At 39.6% G+C, this 20,356-nt stretch carries 22 protein-coding genes; 7 read left to right on the top strand and 15 right to left on the bottom strand.

The window, feature by feature from the left end:
• Positions 1-166 precede the first annotated feature (166 nt).
• Entirely contained in the window at positions 167-1,312 is a 1,146-nt protein-coding gene (locus tag BN985_RS06870) for a response regulator (RefSeq protein ID WP_052360630.1), read from the top strand.
• Between the two features lie 176 nt (positions 1,313-1,488).
• Here the strand turns inward: BN985_RS06870 and BN985_RS06865 are convergent, their stop codons facing one another.
• Positions 1,489-2,412 (bottom strand): LCP family glycopolymer transferase, encoded by a 924-nt coding sequence (locus BN985_RS06865; protein WP_042222041.1) that lies wholly within the window; start codon positions 2,410-2,412, stop codon positions 1,489-1,491.
• Between the two features lie 399 nt (positions 2,413-2,811).
• On the opposite strand from BN985_RS06865, the gene BN985_RS06860 reads away from it, so the two are divergent.
• A complete protein-coding gene (locus tag BN985_RS06860; protein WP_042222040.1) occupies positions 2,812-3,303 on the top strand; it encodes a small multi-drug export protein in 492 nt (163 codons plus the stop codon).
• 29 nt (positions 3,304-3,332) lie between these two features.
• Here the strand turns inward: BN985_RS06860 and BN985_RS06855 are convergent, their stop codons facing one another.
• From BN985_RS06855 to BN985_RS06845, 3 genes are all read right to left on the bottom strand, one after another.
• The gene (locus BN985_RS06855) at positions 3,333-3,551 is read right to left on the bottom strand and encodes a hypothetical protein (RefSeq protein WP_042222038.1); all 219 of its coding nucleotides are present in this window, start codon (positions 3,549-3,551) and stop codon (positions 3,333-3,335) included.
• A gap of 233 nt (positions 3,552-3,784) precedes the next feature.
• Positions 3,785-4,801 carry a 2,3-butanediol dehydrogenase gene (locus tag BN985_RS06850; RefSeq protein WP_042222036.1) on the bottom strand — a complete coding sequence of 339 codons (1,017 nt, stop codon included), beginning with the start codon at positions 4,799-4,801 and terminating at the stop codon, positions 3,785-3,787.
• 197 nt (positions 4,802-4,998) lie between these two features.
• The gene (locus tag BN985_RS06845) at positions 4,999-5,454 is read right to left on the bottom strand and encodes an RrF2 family transcriptional regulator (protein WP_042222035.1); all 456 of its coding nucleotides are present in this window, start codon (positions 5,452-5,454) and stop codon (positions 4,999-5,001) included.
• A gap of 134 nt (positions 5,455-5,588) precedes the next feature.
• On the opposite strand from BN985_RS06845, the gene hmpA reads away from it, so the two are divergent.
• Positions 5,589-6,812, top strand: coding sequence for an NO-inducible flavohemoprotein (gene hmpA, locus BN985_RS06840; RefSeq protein ID WP_042222033.1), 1,224 nt, complete (start codon positions 5,589-5,591; stop codon positions 6,810-6,812).
• Between the two features lie 63 nt (positions 6,813-6,875).
• Here the strand turns inward: hmpA and BN985_RS19485 are convergent, their stop codons facing one another.
• Together BN985_RS19485 and BN985_RS06835 are read right to left on the bottom strand one after the other, a co-directional pair.
• Positions 6,876-7,007, bottom strand: a complete 132-nt coding sequence (locus BN985_RS19485; RefSeq protein WP_269635264.1) for a hypothetical protein — start codon at positions 7,005-7,007, stop codon at positions 6,876-6,878.
• A 1-nt stretch (position 7,008) separates the two neighbouring features.
• Positions 7,009-8,031, bottom strand: coding sequence for a TDT family transporter (locus BN985_RS06835; RefSeq protein ID WP_042222031.1), 1,023 nt, complete (start codon positions 8,029-8,031; stop codon positions 7,009-7,011).
• A 162-nt stretch (positions 8,032-8,193) separates the two neighbouring features.
• Between BN985_RS06835 and ytvI the strand changes: the two genes are divergently transcribed.
• On the top strand, positions 8,194-9,330 hold the full coding sequence (gene ytvI, locus BN985_RS06830; protein ID WP_042222029.1) for a sporulation integral membrane protein YtvI: 1,137 nt from the start codon (positions 8,194-8,196) through the stop codon (positions 9,328-9,330).
• Positions 9,331-9,391: 61 nt separating this feature from the next.
• Here ytvI and BN985_RS06825 read toward each other — a convergent pair whose 3' ends face one another.
• Complete coding sequence (locus tag BN985_RS06825) at positions 9,392-10,861, bottom strand: RNA-guided endonuclease InsQ/TnpB family protein (protein ID WP_042222027.1); 1,470 nt, start codon at positions 10,859-10,861, stop codon at positions 9,392-9,394.
• Between the two features lie 653 nt (positions 10,862-11,514).
• On the opposite strand from BN985_RS06825, the gene BN985_RS06815 reads away from it, so the two are divergent.
• On the top strand, positions 11,515-11,697 hold the full coding sequence (locus BN985_RS06815) for a hypothetical protein (protein ID WP_042222022.1): 183 nt from the start codon (positions 11,515-11,517) through the stop codon (positions 11,695-11,697).
• A gap of 40 nt (positions 11,698-11,737) precedes the next feature.
• Here BN985_RS06815 and BN985_RS06810 read toward each other — a convergent pair whose 3' ends face one another.
• Positions 11,738-13,270: a zinc ribbon domain-containing protein gene (locus BN985_RS06810; RefSeq protein ID WP_042222020.1), complete on the bottom strand. Its 1,533-nt coding sequence runs from the start codon at positions 13,268-13,270 to the stop codon at positions 11,738-11,740.
• 288 nt (positions 13,271-13,558) lie between these two features.
• The gene (locus BN985_RS06805; RefSeq protein WP_156960088.1) at positions 13,559-14,149 is read right to left on the bottom strand and encodes a TetR/AcrR family transcriptional regulator; all 591 of its coding nucleotides are present in this window, start codon (positions 14,147-14,149) and stop codon (positions 13,559-13,561) included.
• 249 nt (positions 14,150-14,398) lie between these two features.
• On the opposite strand from BN985_RS06805, the gene BN985_RS06800 reads away from it, so the two are divergent.
• Together BN985_RS06800 and BN985_RS06795 are read left to right on the top strand one after the other, a co-directional pair.
• Positions 14,399-14,890, top strand: coding sequence for a DUF2975 domain-containing protein (locus BN985_RS06800; RefSeq protein ID WP_042222018.1), 492 nt, complete (start codon positions 14,399-14,401; stop codon positions 14,888-14,890).
• A gap of 9 nt (positions 14,891-14,899) precedes the next feature.
• Positions 14,900-15,115 (top strand): helix-turn-helix domain-containing protein, encoded by a 216-nt coding sequence (locus BN985_RS06795; protein WP_042222015.1) that lies wholly within the window; start codon positions 14,900-14,902, stop codon positions 15,113-15,115.
• A gap of 88 nt (positions 15,116-15,203) precedes the next feature.
• On the opposite strand, the gene BN985_RS06790 is transcribed toward BN985_RS06795, so the two are convergent.
• The 6 genes from BN985_RS06790 to BN985_RS06765 form a co-directional block, all read right to left on the bottom strand.
• On the bottom strand, positions 15,204-15,524 hold the full coding sequence (locus tag BN985_RS06790; protein WP_042222013.1) for a hypothetical protein: 321 nt from the start codon (positions 15,522-15,524) through the stop codon (positions 15,204-15,206).
• A 72-nt stretch (positions 15,525-15,596) separates the two neighbouring features.
• Entirely contained in the window at positions 15,597-16,103 is a 507-nt protein-coding gene (locus BN985_RS06785; RefSeq protein WP_042222012.1) for a DUF1648 domain-containing protein, read from the bottom strand.
• A 249-nt stretch (positions 16,104-16,352) separates the two neighbouring features.
• Positions 16,353-17,042, bottom strand: a complete 690-nt coding sequence (locus BN985_RS06780) for a copper homeostasis protein CutC (protein ID WP_042222010.1) — start codon at positions 17,040-17,042, stop codon at positions 16,353-16,355.
• A 133-nt stretch (positions 17,043-17,175) separates the two neighbouring features.
• On the bottom strand, positions 17,176-17,871 hold the full coding sequence (locus BN985_RS06775) for an N-acetylmannosamine-6-phosphate 2-epimerase (RefSeq protein WP_269635283.1): 696 nt from the start codon (positions 17,869-17,871) through the stop codon (positions 17,176-17,178).
• A complete protein-coding gene (locus BN985_RS06770) occupies positions 17,872-18,534 on the bottom strand; it encodes an HAD family hydrolase (protein ID WP_042222007.1) in 663 nt (220 codons plus the stop codon).
• A 171-nt stretch (positions 18,535-18,705) separates the two neighbouring features.
• Positions 18,706-20,280 carry an FAD-dependent oxidoreductase gene (locus BN985_RS06765; protein ID WP_042222005.1) on the bottom strand — a complete coding sequence of 525 codons (1,575 nt, stop codon included), beginning with the start codon at positions 20,278-20,280 and terminating at the stop codon, positions 18,706-18,708.
• Positions 20,281-20,356: the final 76 nt, after the last annotated feature.

Here is a 20,356-nt window from a genome sequence, read left to right as displayed (position 1 = left end):
GTGGATTTTTTTGCACCAGCTTTTCATAATAACCTATACTTTTTCTTTACAACGGGAAATAATTACCAAATTATCCTGTAACCCCTTTACCAAGATAGAAAAAATGGCTATGCTAGATATATAGGAAATGTTCGGAAAACGTTTGAATAGAAGGCAGGGAAAAACAATGATGAAAGCAGTTCTAGTCGATGATGAACCACTTGCATTAGGCTTTCTTAAGCGGCAGCTTCAAAAGGTAAGCAACATACATATAGTAGAGACGTTCACCTTTTTCGATTCTTCCACCAGTACCGATGTGATAAAAGAAGCGGACATTGTGTTTATGGATATTGAAATGCCTGAGCGAAATGGCTTTCAGTTAGCGGAACAACTATTAGAAATCAATCCCAGCCTAGAAATTATTTTCGTAACCGCCTTTAACCAATATGCTGTGCAGGCCTTTGAAGTCCATGCACTGGACTATCTCTTAAAGCCCGTGCAAATAGATCGCTTAAAGAAAACCATCGAGCGCGCCGAAGCAAAAGTAAAAGCAAAACAACAGGACATCACTGAAGAAACAACAAAACTTCACATAAATGTAAGCAAAGAATTAGTATTCCATCTGACAAACAAGGAAGCCGAGCTCATTACGTGGCGAACGTTACGGGCAAGAGAACTGTTTCTCTACCTACTTCACAACCGAGGAAGAACGGTAAGCAAGGATGAGTTAACCGAATTATTATGGGCTGAAATTGATCAAGAAAAGGCATTTTCTCAGCTTTACACGACGATTTATCATATAAGAAAAACACTATCTAATTTTAAATCATACCTTACTCTGAAAAGTGTGCAGGGCGGATATATGCTTATCCTTTCCAATACGTTTATCGATTTATATGAATGGGAGCGCAGGTTGAATAGCCTTTCCGCAATAGACGAAGGGACCATTTCTCAGGCTGAAGAGAGTATGGCCTTGTATCAAGGGGGCTATTTAGAGGATTATGGTTATCTGTGGGCAGAAGGTGAACGCGTAAGGCTGGAGCAAGAATGGATAGAAACAGCCCAACTGCTTGCCGCACACTACCATGACCAAGGGGATACTTCACGAGCAGAGGACTGGTATCGACGGCTTTGCGATAAGCACCCAGATGATGAAATTGCCAACTACCAATTAATTAAGCTTTATGCACTCACTGGAAAAAATAAATTAGCAGAAAGACAATATACGCTTTTCAAAGAGGCACTCATTGAGGTAGGCACCACCATTCCTCACACCATGGAAAAATGGTATACCAATTGGAAACAGGGCTTGGCACGTAAAACGTCTATTTAAACGGGTAGGTTATCATTTACCATATTATTACTACCTAACCATGCATACCAATTAACAAATAATTGGTATGCATTTTTACAGTTATCAATGTTTATATGCTTATTTCTCATAAGGAAGTAAAAGTTTACACAAAAAAACAGCACGCTCCCAATAAGGAACGTGCTGCTTATTATCATTTATGATTTAATATCTGCAATCATGGAATGAACTTTCTGTATTTCTTCATCTGGCACTAGATAGTAATAAATGCCATCAATAGTGGTCCCACTGCCTTCTAACATGTAGTTATCGACGTTTTTACGGACATTTCGGTAATTAGAAAATAGGTTCTTCATATCCTCGAAGTCAAGGTTTGTCGCCATATTATTGCCAAGCACATCTATCACGCCACCAATTTTATTAACAGAGCCAACCGAAGCTCCTCTATCTACAATTCCTTGAATTACTTGACGTTGACGCTTCGTACGCCCAAAGTCTCCAGCATTATCCTGCTTTCTCATCCGTACATAAGCCATCGTTTTAGCGCCGTCCATCTCTTCAGGTCCTACTGTGAAATTATATTTTCCATCATTCCAGGCAATTTCATTATTCACTGTAATGGTTCCTAGTTCATCAACTAACTCTTCAAGCCCCTCCATGTTCATGCGGACAAAATAATCCAACTCAATGTCCAGGAAGTTTTCTACAGTTGCTACCGACATGTCCGGTCCGCCAAATGCGTATGCATGGTTAATCTTGTCTTCCGTACCTCTGCCAACAATGGTTGTACGTGTATCACGTGGAATACTAATTAATTGCATGCGATCTGAGTCAGGATCAAGTGACAAAACCATAAGAGCATCAGAACGCCCTTTGTCTGCTCCCCTTGCATCCACACCCATTAGCAAAATATTTAAAGGCTCTAAATCTTTCACCTTCTTCTTGGTGACAGCAGTATCAATCGAGTCTACCTGCTCATTCATCTTATCATTCACTGTATTTTTCGCATTATTATATAGCGAAAATGCATAAACGCCTACTCCCAGTACAAGCAACAATATAACAATTAAAGGTATTTTCAGCCACAATCTCCTCGGCTTCTTGCGCTCAGATCTTCTCATTCTCGTACCCCTTCTCTTCCTTTTCTTTTCCTTCGTGATAATATCCCGGCATCTACAAAAACTCTCCTCTATTATACCTACAAAACTAGACAGAATACAACATCAATTTCCAAATTCATCCTATGTTGCTTATGTCTTTCAAGTATGAGGAGTGCGACGTTAGGCGGAGTTCATGCTTTATCAGTGAGTATGCTCATCCTACACTTATTCCGCTGGCTCATCCTCCTGCAAAAATCTCTAGCTCTTCATCAGACTGTCCGAGTGGAGTAAAGCCTTCTAGCATAATTGTCGCACCCATAACTTGCTTACTGTTATACTTACAATTACGGCATCCTAGAGAGTATTGCTCTAGTAAACTCAGTTTGTGTCTTTAGATGAAATAAAGAAAGGAGCGAAGAAATGAATACATATTTAGCATATATTGTGGTTTTTTTATTAGGTGCCACACCTTTTTTTGAAGTGGTTGTAGTTATTCCAATTGGCATAGCAGCCGGATTACAGGCAATCCCTGTTACACTCGTAGCATTTGCTGGAAATATGGCAACCATTCTTATCTTAATTGCGCTTACAGATCAGACGAAACGCTGGTTAGAAAGACGCAAAGAAAAGAAGGGAAAGGGAAATTCGGAGAAAAAGCAAAGGCGTGCAGCCTTCGTATGGAAAAAATACGGCCTGCCAGGTCTTGCGTTAGTTGCACCATTTATCACTGGTAGCCATTTAGGTGCCGTGCTTGCTATGAGTTTCGGTGGTACAAAAAGGCAAATTTCCTTCTGGATGACCATCAGTATTGTCGCCTGGACTATCATTATGGGCGTTGCTTCACACTACGGGATTGATTACGTTTTTGACCGCACAAATAGTAATGGGTTCTTAACGAATTTGCTAGATTAATGACGATGGGATGACTGCTGTCTCCTTCGTCATTTTTCTTTTTTAGCTTGCTTAAATAAACCCCGGATAATTAAATAAAATAATAGAATCATGGAGACAATGACAATCGGAATCGTGACAGCATTCGGCTCACCGAGAACTCTCTCCAGCAACTCGCCACCAGATGGCAACCCTAGCCATTCTAGTATCATGGGTAGTAGAAGCACTCCCATCAATAAACCAACAATAAATATTAGAACGTTTTTCATTATCTGGACCTCCTCCTATCTCCTCTTAACTCTCACTTACAATTATCAGAATAATGATTAAACTAAAGTGTAACAGTATTTATAATCTGTGTCTAATCATTCTATTATTCTAAATAAGAGCGCAACATTTCCTTTTTCACAAGACAATTTTTATCGAAACGTCCTATTGCACTCCCAATACAAAAAGTACACATTACCTTATGTTTAAGGCAACGTGTACTTTTTATTAATATTTACTTAGGGCTTACCAATATTTTACATTCAGACTTATCTTCAATTAATTTATCAAAGCCTTCTTCAATAATGTCATCTAGTTTAATTTTATTTGTGATAACAGGACCAGCATTGATCGAGCCCTTCGCCAGAAGATCAATCACTTCACCAAAGATATGATTATATCCTAAAGAAGCTGTAATTTTCTTTTCCGTAACTAATTGAGTTGCAGGATGATAGGAAACCGGTTTAGAGAAAACACTTACGACCATAAACTCTCCATTCGGTTTTGTGCAATCCAATGCGCTATTGAATGTTACCTCAATACCTGCTGCATCGTAAGCAACATCAACTCCGCCATTTGTCATCTCTTGGATGATCTTCACAGCATCTTCCTTAGAAGGATCGATTACCACGTCAGCTCCCATTTCCTTCGCAAGCTCGCGGCGTTTTTCATTTACTTCCACCACAAAAATCTTGCTCGCACCAGCTGCACGTAATGTTTCAGATAACAACAAGCCAATTGGACCTGCGCCAAATACCGCAACTTTGTCCCCTACTCTAAATTCACTGTTACGCACTGCATGTAGCACAACAGCTGTCGGTTCAACTAATGCTGCAAGCTCATAGCTAAGACTCTCTGGAAGGACAAATACGTTTTCTTCTTTAACAACTATGTATTCAGCAAACCCGCCATCTTCATGGATACCGTAAGATTCCATGTTAGGGCACGTATTGTAATTTCCTTTTTTACAGGATGCACATTCTCCGCATCCCCAAATTGGTTCCACTGCTACACGATCACCTAATTTGAATCTAGTTACACCTTCTCCAGTTTCCACTACTTCCCCAGTAAACTCGTGGCCTAAAATCATTTTGTCAGCTGTAACAAAAGATTTGTGCATGTATTCATGTAAATCTGTACCACAAATACCCGCATATTCCACTTTTACTTTTACTGTGCCTCGTGTTACTTCTGGTGTAGAAATTTCTTCTACCTTGGCATTCTTTGTACCATAATAAACTAATGCTTTCATATTCCGTTCCCCCTATTGATGCTATTTAACTATATATGTTTTGTCTGACTAGGTAAATTTTACCGTTGCAACTGCTGTAGGGCAAGTAGATTGCTCCGATATCTGCCAATCTCCCTACTTCATCTGCCGCTTCTACCAAGATATTTGCTGCCTAGGCAATCTTTCAGCCTTACCCCCGAACACGACCAATCATGCAATTACTGCTTTCTATCACCTGTGTCCATACCCATCAATGTCTTCAATTCTTCCTCATTATGAATCAGGTCCTCAAGCGTGTATTCTTCCAGCACTTTAAAAAAGGCGCCGAGTGCTTTATTAATAATATGCTTCAAACTACAGCCAGGGGAAATCACACAGTGATTTACACCTTGATCAAAGCATTCTAGTAGCACAAAGTCTTGTTCCAACTCACGTACCAACATGCCAATATTGATTTCATTTGCTGGCTTGGCCAGTCTAATCCCGCCACCTCTACCCCTGGTGGATTCTACAAGGCCACGTTTCACTAGATCATGCACGACCTTTCGCACATGCTCTTGTGAAATGTTGTAGACATCGGAAATTTCTTTTATTCTAGCACGTTCCTCGCCATGTTTTAATCCAGTAAAAATTAAGACACGCAAGGAATAATCCGTGTATTTTTTTAAATTCATGGCAAGCACACCTCTTGTTCATCTTTTCACATTATTGTAACATACTTCTGCCTAAACCCCATTGTAAAAGACAGTGGAGCGTTCTACAATAAAGATGTATTCAAAATACACCTTTTAATAAGGAGCGAATTTTTATGACAACTCAAACACAATTATTAGATCAAAAAACGATGGACATTATTAAATCAACAGTACCTGTATTAGCGGAACATGGAGAAAGTATTACCAAACACTTCTATTCAAGATTGCTTGAAGAACATCCTGAATTAAAAAATGTTTTTAACCAAACAAATCAACGAAAAGGGGACCAGCCAAAGGCTTTAGCCAATACGGTGTATGCTGCGGCGGCGAACATTGACCGTTTGGAAGAAATCCTTCCGCATGTAAAGCAAATCGCACATAAACATAGAAGTTTAAACATTAAGCCAGAGCAGTACCCAATTGTGGGGAAATATTTATTGCTAGCTATCAAAGAAGTACTCGGTGATGCTGCAACAGACGACATTATAGAAGCATGGGGCAAAGCATATGGTGTCATAGCGGATGTTTTCATTTCAGTGGAAAAAGAGATGTATGACCAAACCGAGCAAACCCCTGGTGGTTGGCTGGGATTCCGTGATTTTATCGTAGAGAAAAAAGTTGTGGAAAGCGATGTCATTACATCCTTTTATCTAAAACCAGCAGACGGATTACCAATCCAATCCTATGAGCCTGGTCAGTATGTTACCGTAAAGGCACAAATCGAAAATGATCCATACGACCACTTGCGTCAATACAGTTTGTCCACCGCACCGGGCAATGACTATTATCGCATTAGTGTTAAACGGGAAGATGCTTTTGATAACCTTCCAGCAGGTGTTGTATCAACGTTCTTGCACACGCAAGTTCGCGCTGGTGACATTATTCCAATAACCGCGCCATCAGGTGATTTCACATTACAAAAGGATCAAAAACCACTTGTTCTTATTAGTGGTGGTGTCGGTTTAACACCACTAATGAGCATGCTCGAGACAGCTGTAAAAGAACAGCCAGAGCGCGAGGTCATTTTCATCCATGCAGCACAATCAAGCAAGCATCATGCGATGAGAGAACAAGTCGAGACATTAGCTAGCACGCATAATAATGTGACACATTACTTCATATACGATAATCCACAGGATCCTGTTTCTTGTGACAAACATGGTCGTATAGATGAGGAATGGCTAAGAAGCATTATCCCTACAACGGATTCCGCGTTTTATTTCTGTGGACCAAAAGGATTTATGCGTGGCATGTACCATGCACTGAAAAAAATGGACGTTGCAGATGAAGCAATTCACTTTGAAATCTTCGGGCCAGCTGCAGATATTACAGCCTAAGAAGCACAAAGCTGACTCCCGTTTCTAGGCAACTAAATCAAAAGTTGACCTCTTGCTCAGAGGTCAACTTTTTTTCATTTCATAACAGGCAAAGCAGAATAGTTCTTTCCCTTCTTGCACTCCTTCTAAAAATCCACCGTGACAGTAGACAACTTTTCCACAGTTTGCACACTCACTAACGATTTCTTTTTCCATTTCAATTCTCCTTTAGACCCCTTTTTCCCCTTTGAAAAGTGGAGCTAATCCACAAAGCTATTTCCAATACCAGCAAGGCTAGAACAATCCACATCCATCCTTGCATAAATGCATGTTGAAAGCTATATATTGGGCTATCTGGAAAAGCACTATGCATAGCCAAAGTAAACGCATAAAACATACCAAAGGTAAAATTCCTCGACCATTGGCTGATGTTATAAGTGAATATGCCCTTTTTCCAACCATATTTCTTAACTCTCGTTACCGCTCTTACAATTTCTATCCCTTCTACTATTAGTAGAATAGTAGAAACAGCAATCCAAAACACAACCATAACGAAGCCAGATAAAATCTGTGCATAAACCAAGGCGAGTCCTGTTATAGACAAAGCACCATGTAAAATGCAATTCGTATTTGTCCAGTCATCAACAAGGTCCCACTTCTGGCTTGTGTAACGTAACCCAATTAACACAACTCCTATCATGTAAAAACTCACCCCAACTATGATGAAGAGCGTCGCTAATCCTTTTGAAACAATATCAAAAGCCTGGAACCAGGAGATGACGATAGATTGTGTTGCAACGGCTGATAGCAAGATAACTCCATGAATCGTATAGGTTTGATGGTTCTTGAAAAGCTGTATGAACTGGTACAGACATAGAATGACAAAAATTCCCCATGCTACACTGTTAATTATCACGATAGCTTGCGTAAAAAAAGGAAAATTAGGGAAATACTTTATTATCACATCACATATGATGGAGATTCCCGCAATCCAGGATCCCACTATAAAAGAATTCACTGGGTTTTTTATAAATGGTAACAGAAAACCTTTACGAAAAATTTGCAGGGTTAACATGGCGTAAATAACGAACCCAAGCACTAGAAACGCAGTGACCAGTATTAATTGCATGACACGTGGTATTTGGAAGGTTTCTATAACAGAAAAGAGGAAAATCCCCAATGCCATTACAATGGTTCCGGATGCTGGATTGATCATTTTTAAATTGTCTTTAAAATACATGTATCACACCTATTTCTAGTTTTTACAGAAATTATTCTACCATATATATGTACGTTTCGTTTTAACAAAGCTAGATTACAATAGTAATTCTTTCTTTAGGCATTTTTTGGTATGATGATAGAAAGCTCACGTGTAGTTTGTAAAGTAGATGGAGGAATAATTATGACCAAAAACCAAGCTCTCATCGTCGCAAGATTTATCATTGTTATTATTTCCGTCCTGGCCATTTGTTGGATTGTCGCCTGGACATTTAAAATTTCCTATCCTTTTTGGTTCGCTGCCCTGCTTGTATGGATGTTTTATCCGCTTGTAAGGCTTATTCGATCAAAAATTCGCCTACCAAATTCGCTGGCAGTCTTGGTTGTGTTGCTATTCAGTTTAGCTGTAATTGGTGGTGCGATAACAGGCTTGGTCTTCTTAATTATTTGGGGTGTGAAGAGCCTCTCAAAAATATTGCCTGAGTGGGTTCAAAGTACAGCAGGACATGCGCAAGACTTTTTTAACAATTCCATCCTTCCCATATGGCAAAGAATGGATGAGTTAATGGATGTCTTTTCAAACGAACAGCAAGCAGCACTCCAGGAGAGCATCTCCTCGATGGGGACACGCGTCGCTTCCTCCATTACCGAGGTCGGAACGGGGTTAGTTAACGCACTTACGCAGCTTTTCGTCATGGTTCCATCCTTTCTGCTCGCCTTTCTTTTCGTTTTTATCGGTTTTTACTTTATCGGAAAGGATTGGGAGAAATTCACACGGAAGGTACATAACAAATTGCCGAAAAGTGTCTGGGAAAGGGCAAAACTCTTCCGAAATATTTTGAGGTATCGTGTTTGGGGCTTAATCCGTGCACAACTTTTACTAATGTTTGTAGCGTCCATCATTGTGTTTATCGGCCTACTTATCCTTGGCGCAGAGCATACCTTGGCTATCTCTATCGTAGTAGGGATTGCTGAAATTCTACCTTATTTAGGTTCTGGGACCATATTAGGACCTTGGGCACTATATATGATTTTCACCGGAGATATTGGAATGGGCGTCGGACTTGCCATCTTATATGGTGTTACAGCAGCAGTTCGCCAGGCAATTGAGCCGAAGATCATCTCCTCTAGTATGAACCTTGATGCTTTAGCAGTCTTGATTTCCTTATTTGTTGGCTTACAGCTATTTGGAATGGTTGGAGTATTCATAGGTCCGATCCTCCTTGTCATCTTTATAATATTGAAAGACATCGGAGTCGTTAGAGATTTAATCGTTTTTATTAAATACGGATTTAAAGAAGAGCCAGGTAATAAGAAATGAATACTCCCGCCACTTAATTTCCTAACGAAAATTTGAAGTGGGGGTTTCTTTCGTGTCGAACTTAGCGAACGATTAACGAAAGTGGAGTTGACACATTGATGGGCTGACTACCATCCAACCCCTCTATTCCATTTGCAAGTGCATTTGGAAATGCTTTTCTTAAAATATTGCAGGCTCCGTTTACATCTGCGTTTAGTAGTGTTCCGTTCGAAGAACGGTACAAACCTCGCTTGATGCGTTTCCCCGAAAACACAGGTTTGTCCTTTGTTTTCTTTCCATATGTTGGGATAACATCGTTATCCAAGAAACTCGCTTTTGAGGTGTAGGACTCTTCGCGTATTTCAACATTAATACCGTGTTCTGCAGCCTTATATTCGACCATATTTAATAACATTCCGTGCGGAATGCTGGTGAAGGATTGATTGTTCCTTTTGGACATATTTGTTTCCTGTTTCCATTGCTTGTTCAGTCCAATGACAATGGTTGATACATCCTCTCGGAGTGCAAGGTTAACGATATTACGGCTCGCCTTGTGGAACAAATCCTTTATTTTTCGTTGGCGTTTCTGGTACAGCCCTGTGAGGGCATTTGAAGAGAAAGAGCCCTCTTTCGCTCCCTTACCTTGGCGCAGGACGCCATATAAATGAGCTCTTTTTTTATTGTACAATTGATTAATGGATTTGATATTTTTGCCCTTTAACAAAACAGGTCGATGACCTGTGTTTGTAATAATGGTTGCTAAATTATCAATTCCCAAATCGATGGCCATGTACTTATTGTTGTCTGCTTTAGGTTCGTTCTTAGGCTGTGCTTCCTTTATCACTTCCACAACGTAATGGCCGTGTCGAGGGATAACTCGGACCTGTTTTAACTTACCTTCGGTAAGTCCTAACTTGCCAATATTCAAACGATCCTTGGTTTTAGGAAACTTTAAGAAACGTTGGTCTTTCACAACGCAATCTTGATTGCTAAAAACCACTTCTTTTTGCTTGGCCCGGGAGTAGTTTGGAATTCTTGGTCGGCCTTTGTATTTAGAAGGGTTCTTTTTATAGTCTTTCAGACTACTAAAAAACGACTTCCAGTTCTGAAAAACGTTCTTCATGACTGCTTGAGCCGATTGTGTTGGCAAAGAACGGTAATCATTCTGAACCATGGATTTGAACAAAGCATCCAAAAAATTGTAATCAACAAAAGGTTTTTCTTGAGTTGGACCTTCGAAAAGATTACATTTCAACTCTTTTCGTTTTTCTTTTGGTTTCGCCTTCTCTTTTTCTACTTTTCGAAGATAAGCAGCTAGCTGCACATCATTCATTTTAGGTAAGTGTTCTTGGATATTTTCCAGCACTTCGTGTTGAAGAGGTTGAAGTTCTTTATCGCTTTTCAACGCTGTGTAAGCCTGACGAATATAAAAATTAGCAGTGTTATACATATTCTTTGCATTAGAAGTGGCTTGTTCACAATAATTGAACATGCGATGACCTTTTTTAATTAAAATTTGATGTGTTTTGTACTGTTTTTCTGTTGTAGCCATAGCTCCCACCTCCCAATACGAATGTATGTTTGTAAGATAATATTACCAAAAACAAATTAAAAAGTCTTTGCTTTCGCCAGAAAATAAAAAAAGTCCATTCACCCCGCCACTTAGCAAGCTTGAAGTGGGGGTACTCTGGACGGATTTGATAGAGTTGGATGCGCGCGCTCATACGATGGGCGTTCGCTCTCGTCCGACATTTCCCCCTCTCAGACGCTGCTCTCGCCTTTTCTTGAAAAGAAACGAGCACATAATTTTCTCTTTAAAAGCAAAGATCGGTAGTTTATAATAGAGGTGAAATAAGGTGGAATAGCATGAATTAAACGAGATTCTGAAGGCACTTAAACTCTATTCCGAAGAAAACAACAAAAGATTTACTGAGCTGGAAAATCATATGGGTGACATGAAAAGCGGACTTGAAGCTCGAATGGATGAACGGTTTGACCCTCTAGAATAGATGGCATGCGTGTTGAATTGGAAACACAGGAAACGGTTGACTTTCTTTCCAGCAAAAGTGCCCAGCATGAGAAAAAACTTCGCAAGATCAACAATTCCTAATCTTCCTCCTTTACAAGGATATTCTTTCATCATTTATAACTCCCATCCTTCTCTAACAAAACACCCCACTCACACAAAACAAGGAGGACAACACCATGCAAAAACAATTAAATGCCAAGCAAGTTTTCTTTACTGCTGTGTTTGTTATGCTCATCCTATCAGCATTTTTATTTCTTCTACCTGACTTTCCCTATAAAAATATCGTTTTCATAGCCCTTGGTGGAATAGCTGCCTATCTTGGTGGCATCCTTTCCACCGCCATCATTAAAGACAAGTAAAAGACGATACTTCCACGCCCAGCACGGAAGTATCGTCAACTTATTCCTCTTCTTTTCCTGTCTCAGAGGTATGAAAGACAGGTTCTTCTACGGTAAGCCGCTCCATGCGATCTTCCTCCATCGCTCCTGCAGTATCTATTCCTCTAACTATCCATATCTCTTGCTGTTGATCATACGCTAAGTGGTAACGTGTCTCATCGTCTATTTGTTCCATCTCCGTCTCGGAGCCTTTTTCATACATCGCTTCCTCATAGTAAGTGATCGTATCCACTGTTAATTCCCAGAATCCCTCATAAGATTTTTCTAACTCGAAGGAATCTTGATAAAAATCCATACCATGAAAAGCTCCACTGTACACAATATCATTTTCCAGGTTATATGCTGCTTCCTCTACAATCCGCTCCTTTAAATCTGGTACAGCTGTGGTTAAGGAATCAGGATTAGCAGTTGAATAAACTTCCCCAAATTCCTCATTATAAGTCATTAACACATCCTGAATCTGCTGCTTAAACTCATCACTATCACCAAAGTTAAACTCCATGTATCTTTCCGTGAGCGGCTGGTCATTTGTTCGTACCGTCCCCCAAGGGAAATCTGCTTCAAATGAGACATGCATCGAACCATCCGTCAGCAACGGACCAACTCGTTCATCCTTTGTTAAGTCCATACCTGTATCTACTCCATTTACAAATAATTGAACGGAACTTAACTCATCATAGCCTTTCATCATTAAATCAAATGTAACATTATCTCCTTCTAGATAAAGGTCTACATATGACGGAAAACTAGGTTCACCTACTACGGTTTGATCCCTTTCCAGGTTAAAGAAACCTGTATCCAGTGCTGCCGTTATCGTAAGTTCCCCAGGTAAAAAGGGACCGATCTCCTGTCTGAAGTTTTCTGAATCTGCTGTGGTAATAACCTCATCGTTGACAATGATATCCGTATCTTTATAATTCGTCGCAACTTCAACATAAACAGGATTCACAATAAGTTGATAGTCATCAAATAATAGGAACTTTTTCCCGTCTTTTTGAAGATCCAGCGCGTACATTCCATACTGGTCCACCTCGCCACCTGCTTGGTATTCCAAGTGGTTCATTAGGACTTTAAATTCATTGGTTTTCGATTGATAATGCTGAATCATCCCTTTAACAGACGCTTCTGTGATCTCTAACTCATCATTATCTGCAGTTAATAAGGCTGCTAGTTTTTCAGCATCTTCGTCTTGAATTGCGGATCTAAATTCATTCAACACATGCTTTGGTGATGTCATTGTATTACCAACAACATAAGCTCCAATTAATAGTAAAATGAGTGCTGCAGAAGAAAAAAGCATGATTTTAGTCTTCTTATTTAATTTCTTTCGGTTTGCGTTTCCCTTAGGTGCTGTTGCCTGTTCCAATGGCTGCGTGTCATGTTGCCCAGGCTCTTCTTGCCCCTCCTGTTGACTATAATATGTATTGCTTGTGTGCTCACTGGATGCCCCCTCGTTTGATAAGGTTTCTCCACAATGCTTACAAAACCGTGCGTCTGGTGCTACTTCCCCACCACAATGCTTACAATATTCCATTTGCTTCCTCCTGTCATGTACTAAATTGGTCCCGTCAGCTCGGCATGAAAAAGAAACCGCCGCTCAAAGCTTGGTAAATTTTCCATACTTTACTGCTGTAAATCATCATTAGTATACAACAAAAAAACCGCCATTTGGGGGCGGAATGGATTTATGGGGGTTCCATTTTAAAAACAGGAATTTAGACCTATTGTCTGACTAGGAAGTACAAACTTTATCTAGTTATAAATTACCGGTAACATTTTACTAATCCACAATGGATTCACAAACCTAAGGAGCGTAGTAAAATTAAGGCTTTGTTGTTCCATGCAAAATTAAATCTACAAGTAAGGTGTATTGCCCCGTTAATGGCTTGGGTTGATTCTTCCAGTGCGACATGGTTTGACCCATTGTTAGCAAACAAAAACGAGCAGCATCTTCCGGCTGGATCGTTTCTCTTAACATCCCAGCTTCCTGCGCTTCTTCAAAAATTTCGATAAAAGGATCCAAGTACGTTCCTTTCCATAAATTATACACGCGCTTGCGGTTCTCCTCTTTAAATTCAACTAAAATATCATGTACCATCATCATCATGCTTGTAGGATGTTCAGCAGATAATACCTCTAACATTCCTTCCAAACGCTCCGCTATTGTCCCATTGTCAACTTCTTGTAATTTTTCTTTTATCTGGGTAACAAATCTCTCTAACATTGCTATGTATAGTGATTGCTTATCTGAATAATGGTAATAAAGAGCTGGTTGTGTTATCTCACACTGTTTTGCAATTTCTCTTGTGGTTACAGCTCGGTAGCCCTTTTCCATGAATAACTGCTCTGCCACACTTAATATACGGCTTCTCGTCCACTCCGGATCCTTGCGATTCATTTGTGATTTTGTCATCGTACCTCTTCCTTTATCTTTCATGCTACTTTTTATTTTAGCATGAATAAGGGCATTATTATACATTGAGCGACTACACTTAATCTCTCCTCGAGCCTTATTATTTATCATTACTATTTTTAGCTTCCCATCTACCTCTCACTATTCTCCTTCTAGATCATTTAACATCAAAATAGAATAATTATTTATTGTAAAGCGATAAATAATATGGTACATTCAAGTAGACCAAAATTTAGTGAGGTGTTCATTATGAAGCAAGGTTCAACGCTTCTTTTAAAGATTGCAGTAATTCTAATGGGGATACCGATATTTGCAATATGTGTCTTTTTTTTACCGAAAATTGTGCTGGAGGCAATAGATCATGCAAGTGATGGGGCGCAGTTAGGTTATATTGTCCTTGGCATTTTAGCTGTTATGTATTTTTCCGCAATTCCATTTTATTTTGCATTGTATCAGGCTTTCAAGCTTTTACGTTATATTGATCAGAACAACGCATTTTCTGATTTATCCGTAGTCGCTTTAAGTAAAATTAAATATTGTGCCATCACGATTACTGGATTATATATCCTTGTGCTACCCCTTGTCTTTATAGTAGCTCAATGGGACGACGCACCGGGACTTGTCTTAATTGGCATGGTCATTAGTGGCGCTTCCTTGGTAATTGCAGTCTTTGCTGCCGTTCTCAAAAGACTTCTACAGCAAGCAATTAACATTAAATCAGAAAATGATTTAACGGTCTGAGGTGATATTATGGCGATTATAATAAATGTTGATGTGATGTTAGCAAAAAGAAAAATGAGTGTAACTGAACTTTCGGAGAGAGTGGGAATTACAATGGCTAACCTTTCCATCCTAAAAAACGGAAAGGCAAAAGCAATTCGACTTACGACGTTAGATGCAATTTGCAAAGCATTAGAATGTCAGCCTGGTGATATTTTGGAATATCGGGAAGACGAGGAAAAATAAATCATGCGGAAAAAAGCGATAAGTGATTATCCGCTCACTCATGCTGTTAAGTGGAACAGGTTACTCCTGATCCACTTTCTTTTCTGTATTAGAAATTTTGTTCAGTCCTTTTCCATTTAACATAATTATAAGTAACCTCCAGTAAAAAGAGCACCAAAAAGGCCATGCCTAAAATAATGTATTCAGCTGTAGACAAATTGGTAACTAAATAAATGGCTATAGAAGCACCAATTATAATTGGAATCCCCCATACTAAATTCCATATGAACTTTCTTCGATATGATAACTTATTATAATTAAGCACAAATCCCTTATCAATCTTTTCCGTATCTTTATACATAAACACCGCTATTAACTGAAAAATTAGGACCCCTATAAAAGGGCCAATGAGATACGTTAATATATCCATCATGAGCCTCCTCTTAAGATAGGTGTCTGCCGCAACCACAAGCATAGAATGATGGCATTCTTCAATTCATCTCTATTTAATTTTCTTTTGCTGAATCAAACCTATAACAATTGGAATTAACGTGCTTATAATCATAAGTGGTAATAACCATCCCGGCAGACTGCTAATCCAACCTAATGCAATGGTGATGGACTCGATTAGAATGATACCGAAGAGGATAAAGCAAATGTTCTTTATTTGATTTGTCATTTTGCGACTTGATAAATAAAACGCTTTTACATTTTCTTGATTAAGCCGCGCTGGATAATTATGCCATTCTGGGAATCTTTCAAATACCTCCATCATTACTGCAATTAGAACCCCTATTGCAGGCAATAGGATTAATACAAACTTAGATTCCCAGTTATCAACTTCGCCCTGAGCATTATAATGGACTGGCACTTCATTCGGGAGGTTATTCCATTGATAGATTAAAAAGCCTACCGTTCCTAAAAAGAATAGATAGCCGATAATGTCCGCGGCCCATTCTATCTTCGTTTTAGGGATTTTTAGTTTAGGTCTTTTAAAATCTTGGGACATCCTCTACTCCTCCCGCTCGTAATTTTATGTTGTCATAAAATTATGTATTTTTATTTTATATAGTAATCGTACTATACCTGTTGGGAGAATTAAAGTGATTATCGAGTTAACAGGAGTGGGCTGGCCAGGAACTGCATTTTCGCTATGCTCTCTATCCTTTTTGCAGTTCATTAAGCTTCATTCTATGAGCACAAATCAAAAACCCTCCTGACACGGAGGGTTTTTTTCTTCGCTATAATTTAATCCAACTTATTCCAGATAAAATCGAATCTTCTCTAGCTCTTCTTGCGCAAAACCATTTGCGAATGACTGATTTATCCTGACAGCTTTACCGAAATGAAACGCCACGCTTCCTGTCTCCTGCTTGATTCTTTTGATATTTTCTGATGAAAGCCCAGCGCCTGGCATAATAGATGGCCCTTGAAGATCCCTGGCTAAACCAACTAATTTAATTAGTTGCTCTAAGCCCTCTTCACAACTTGCCTTTCCACCCGAAGTTAAAATGCGCTTCACATTCCGCTTATATTTAGATAAAGTTTCATAGGCTTCTACCTGTGAAACCACCTCATCAAAAGCGCGGTGAAATGTCATATCGATATCAGGAAAACGATGAAAAAGTTTACTCAGCATCGCTTCATTTACAGTGTGGTCTCCATTTAAAGAACCGAAGACAATTCGGTTACCACCAAGCTGTTGAATTGCTTGGATATCATCACATATTGCATGAAACTCTTCGTCTGTATAAAAGAAATGACGGCTGTGAGGGCGTATCATAATCTGAACCGGTATGTTCACACTCCCAAGTACGTGCTTGATCGTTCCGTAGCTTGGAGTAAGACCACCTTCTGAGATAGCTGATACGAGTTCCACACGGTCTGCACCCAGCTCCTCTGCCTGAATTGCTTCCTGTTTGTTTTGTACGATGACTTCTAGCTGCATGTTCGTTCACTCCCTCTCTACAAACTATTTCTTTAAGGAGGCGTACACCAAATCCAGCTGCCTCCTTTTTTTAAGAAAGGAGGTAGCCACCACCTTTATTTAGGCCCTATGATTTACTGACATAATAGACCAATTATAATGCTTTCATCCCATCAACAAAACCCTTCGTGATAAGCTGTGGACGCGTTATTGCCCCACCAACCACTACAAAAGCCGCACCAATTTCCAAAGCTTTTTTCGCTTGTTCAGGGCTACCAATATTTCCTTCAGCCACAACTGGGATAGAAACTTCTTGAATCAGTTCCTTCATAAGAGAAAAATCAGGTTGTGCCCTGTTTTGGGTATAAGAGGTATAACCCGATAAGGTCGTACCTATATAGTCACATCCTAAGCTCTCCGCTATTTTCCCTTCGCTTAGTGTCGAGATGTCTGCCATAACCTTTTTCCCGAGCACGTCTTGTATGTATTTCACCAATTCTTCTAGTTTTTCCGGGCGCGACTGATCGGTAGCATCAACTGCTATAATATCTGCACCAGCTTCCGATACGATCCTTGCATCTTCTCTAGTTGGCGTGATAAATGCCTCATATCCTTCATAATGCTTTTTCCATATGCCGATGATCGGTAAATCTACCTTTTCTTTGATTTGCAAAATATCACGAGGACCGTTTGCCCGAATCCCTACTGCACCGCCCTGTTTAGCAGCTAAAGCCATCGCTGCCATATGGCCGTTGCCATGTAATGGTTCATCTTCAAGGGCTTGGCATGAAACCACCAAGCCTCCCTTTAGTTCTTGCATGTAATCCTCCCTCTCCGTAAGCGGTTTTATTTATTCTGCATTATCTACTGACTTAATAATCTCCGCTAAACGCATCTCTTTCATCGAACCAATCTTTAAATGGTGATCCTCAAAAGGTAGACTTTCTGTAACTGGATTCGGCACAATAATTGTTTTAATGTTCGCTTTCCGTGCAGCAACCAAGCCGTTTAAGGAGTCTTCAAATATAATCGCTTCCTCTGGTTGTACATCCAATACCTCAATAGCCTTTAGAAACAAGTCTGGTGCTGGCTTTATTTTTTCCACATCATCTGAAGTTACAAAGTGATCAAAGTAATCAATCAATCCCAGATTGGTAAGGTGTGTTGTAACCCATTTTCGATCAGAGCTAGATGCTATTGCAATTTGGTATCCTGCATCTGAGGCTTCCTTTAGATAATCCTCTACACCTTCTCTGGATTCTGCTTCTTTCAAGCGTTCAGCGTGCATCACACTCACTTTCTCTTGAAAAACATCTGGTTGAAACGTCCCTTCTACTTCCTTTTCTATGTATTCAAGAAGCGCATCGTCTCCACCACCAACACCTTTTACAAACTCAGAAAGCGGAAGATCATAATCATGCGTTTCCTTTAAAATTTGTTTATACGTATCATACCATGCCGTTTCTGTATCCAAAATAAGTCCATCAAAATCAAAAATTACAGCTTTTATCATTGTTGTGCCTCCTTAATTTTCTAAACTATTCTCTTAGAATAACATGTAAACGAGAATTGTTAAGAATCAAAGGCTTGCACCGCTTTACACATCTATATAAATTCTAGTTCTTTATCATTTGAAAAGATACGGAATCATTCGGGGAAATATCGAAATACCGAATAGTGTGAGCTACACTTCCATACCTTCAGGCCAATGTAATGCAACGCCATTATCCTCTAGAATATCCTGGTAGTGTTTTAGATGCTCTGGATTATCTCTTATCTCACGTGTGGAAATATTATGCAACATAGCATATCCTGCTAAGAATCCTGCTGCTTCTCCTATATTCCACTCGACAGGATGTAGCCGACAGCACCCGTTTGTTATATGGGTGGTGCCAATATTTTTACAGGCTGGTAACAAATTTTTAACTCGAACAGTTAGCAAAGCTCCTAACGGGATTTCAAAAGGGTAACTTGGTATATAGAACGCTCTATTGGAATTCGTTGTGTGATGGAGGTCCAAATGATAACAACCAATCCCAACACTATCCTTATATTTCCGTATGCCCTTCTTGCCTCTTTCTTCCTTACTAACGTCCATTTCCGTAATAGTTTGGAGTGCCTTAATTCTTCTTGATTCTCGTATGTAAGGATACTTTGCGAACCCATCTTCTGTACCCAAAACATCTTTTCGCAAACGTAAACCTGGAAACCCTCTGCCGCCATCTAAACGGGGGGCTTCTGTCTGTAACCAATATAACAGGGAAAGGCTTAACTCCTTCGCTCCCTTTAAATGCTTTTTTCGTTCTTCATCTGTAACGTTCAAAATAGACCCTAAAAAGTAATCGTTTTGTGGCCAATTAATCAGGGATATATCTCCATCATATAGACCCTCTTCTACTTTGCTAACATCGAGAATTCGTCGATATGTAAAAAGTGAAGGTATTCCTTCATTATTTGGAAACATCGTAAATTCTTTTAATGTTGTTGTATCAGCTGCGTTCACTGCATGCCAATCAAGTAATGAATAGCTAGAAAAGCTCGGCACATAGTTTTTCCAGAATTCATATTGTTCGGGCTTATCAATGGTGAAATTTTCACCTTTCACATAATCAACTGCAAAAACGTAGGTTATAGCTTGCGTGTCTAAAGGATCCTTCATTTCTCGTGCATGGGGTTCACCAGTCTCTTGTTTAGACTCTGCCCCTACTACATATTCCACTTTTGCTAAAGGTAAGACATCTCCACATTCGGTAGCATCTAAAATATAAGTCCCTACCAATTTTAATTTCTCATTAGTGTGCAAGTGCTGGACGATTACTGACTCAATAATATCATTGTGCAACTCCGCATCATGGGGTTTATATCCGTAGAGAACTCTTATCTTGCCACTATTTATATATGGTGCAAGCATATCACTTAAAACACTTAAAGCAACTTTCGGTTCATGAGCCAACCTAGAAACCCACCCATTTCCGGGGTTTAAATAATCATCACTTAGAGCTTCCGTTGTTAACGGATAATTTTCTTTATAATAGTTACGTACCCGTTGCCGAAACTCTCGATATGATGCTGTTGCGCCAAACTCTTCAATCCATTTGTGTTCATCTGGTGGAACAGCTTGACTAGTTAATTGTCCTCCAAGCCAATCCGTTTCCTCAGTAAGAATGACACGGAAACCCATTTTAGCAACAGATAATGCGGCCATACATCCACCAAGACTTCCACCGAGAACTACAACATTCGCATTTTCTTCACGCATCAATCAACCACCTACTCTCATATTGGACATGTTCCGCTAGTTTCCTATTATAGTACTTACTATTTTCTATAATTTG

The sequence above is a fragment of the Oceanobacillus manasiensis genome (genome assembly GCF_000724085.1).
GTDB lineage: Bacteria > Bacillota > Bacilli > Bacillales > Amphibacillaceae > Oceanobacillus_B > Oceanobacillus_B manasiensis.
Note: the sequence above shows the minus strand (reverse complement) of the source record. Positions and strands in the feature narration are given on the sequence as shown.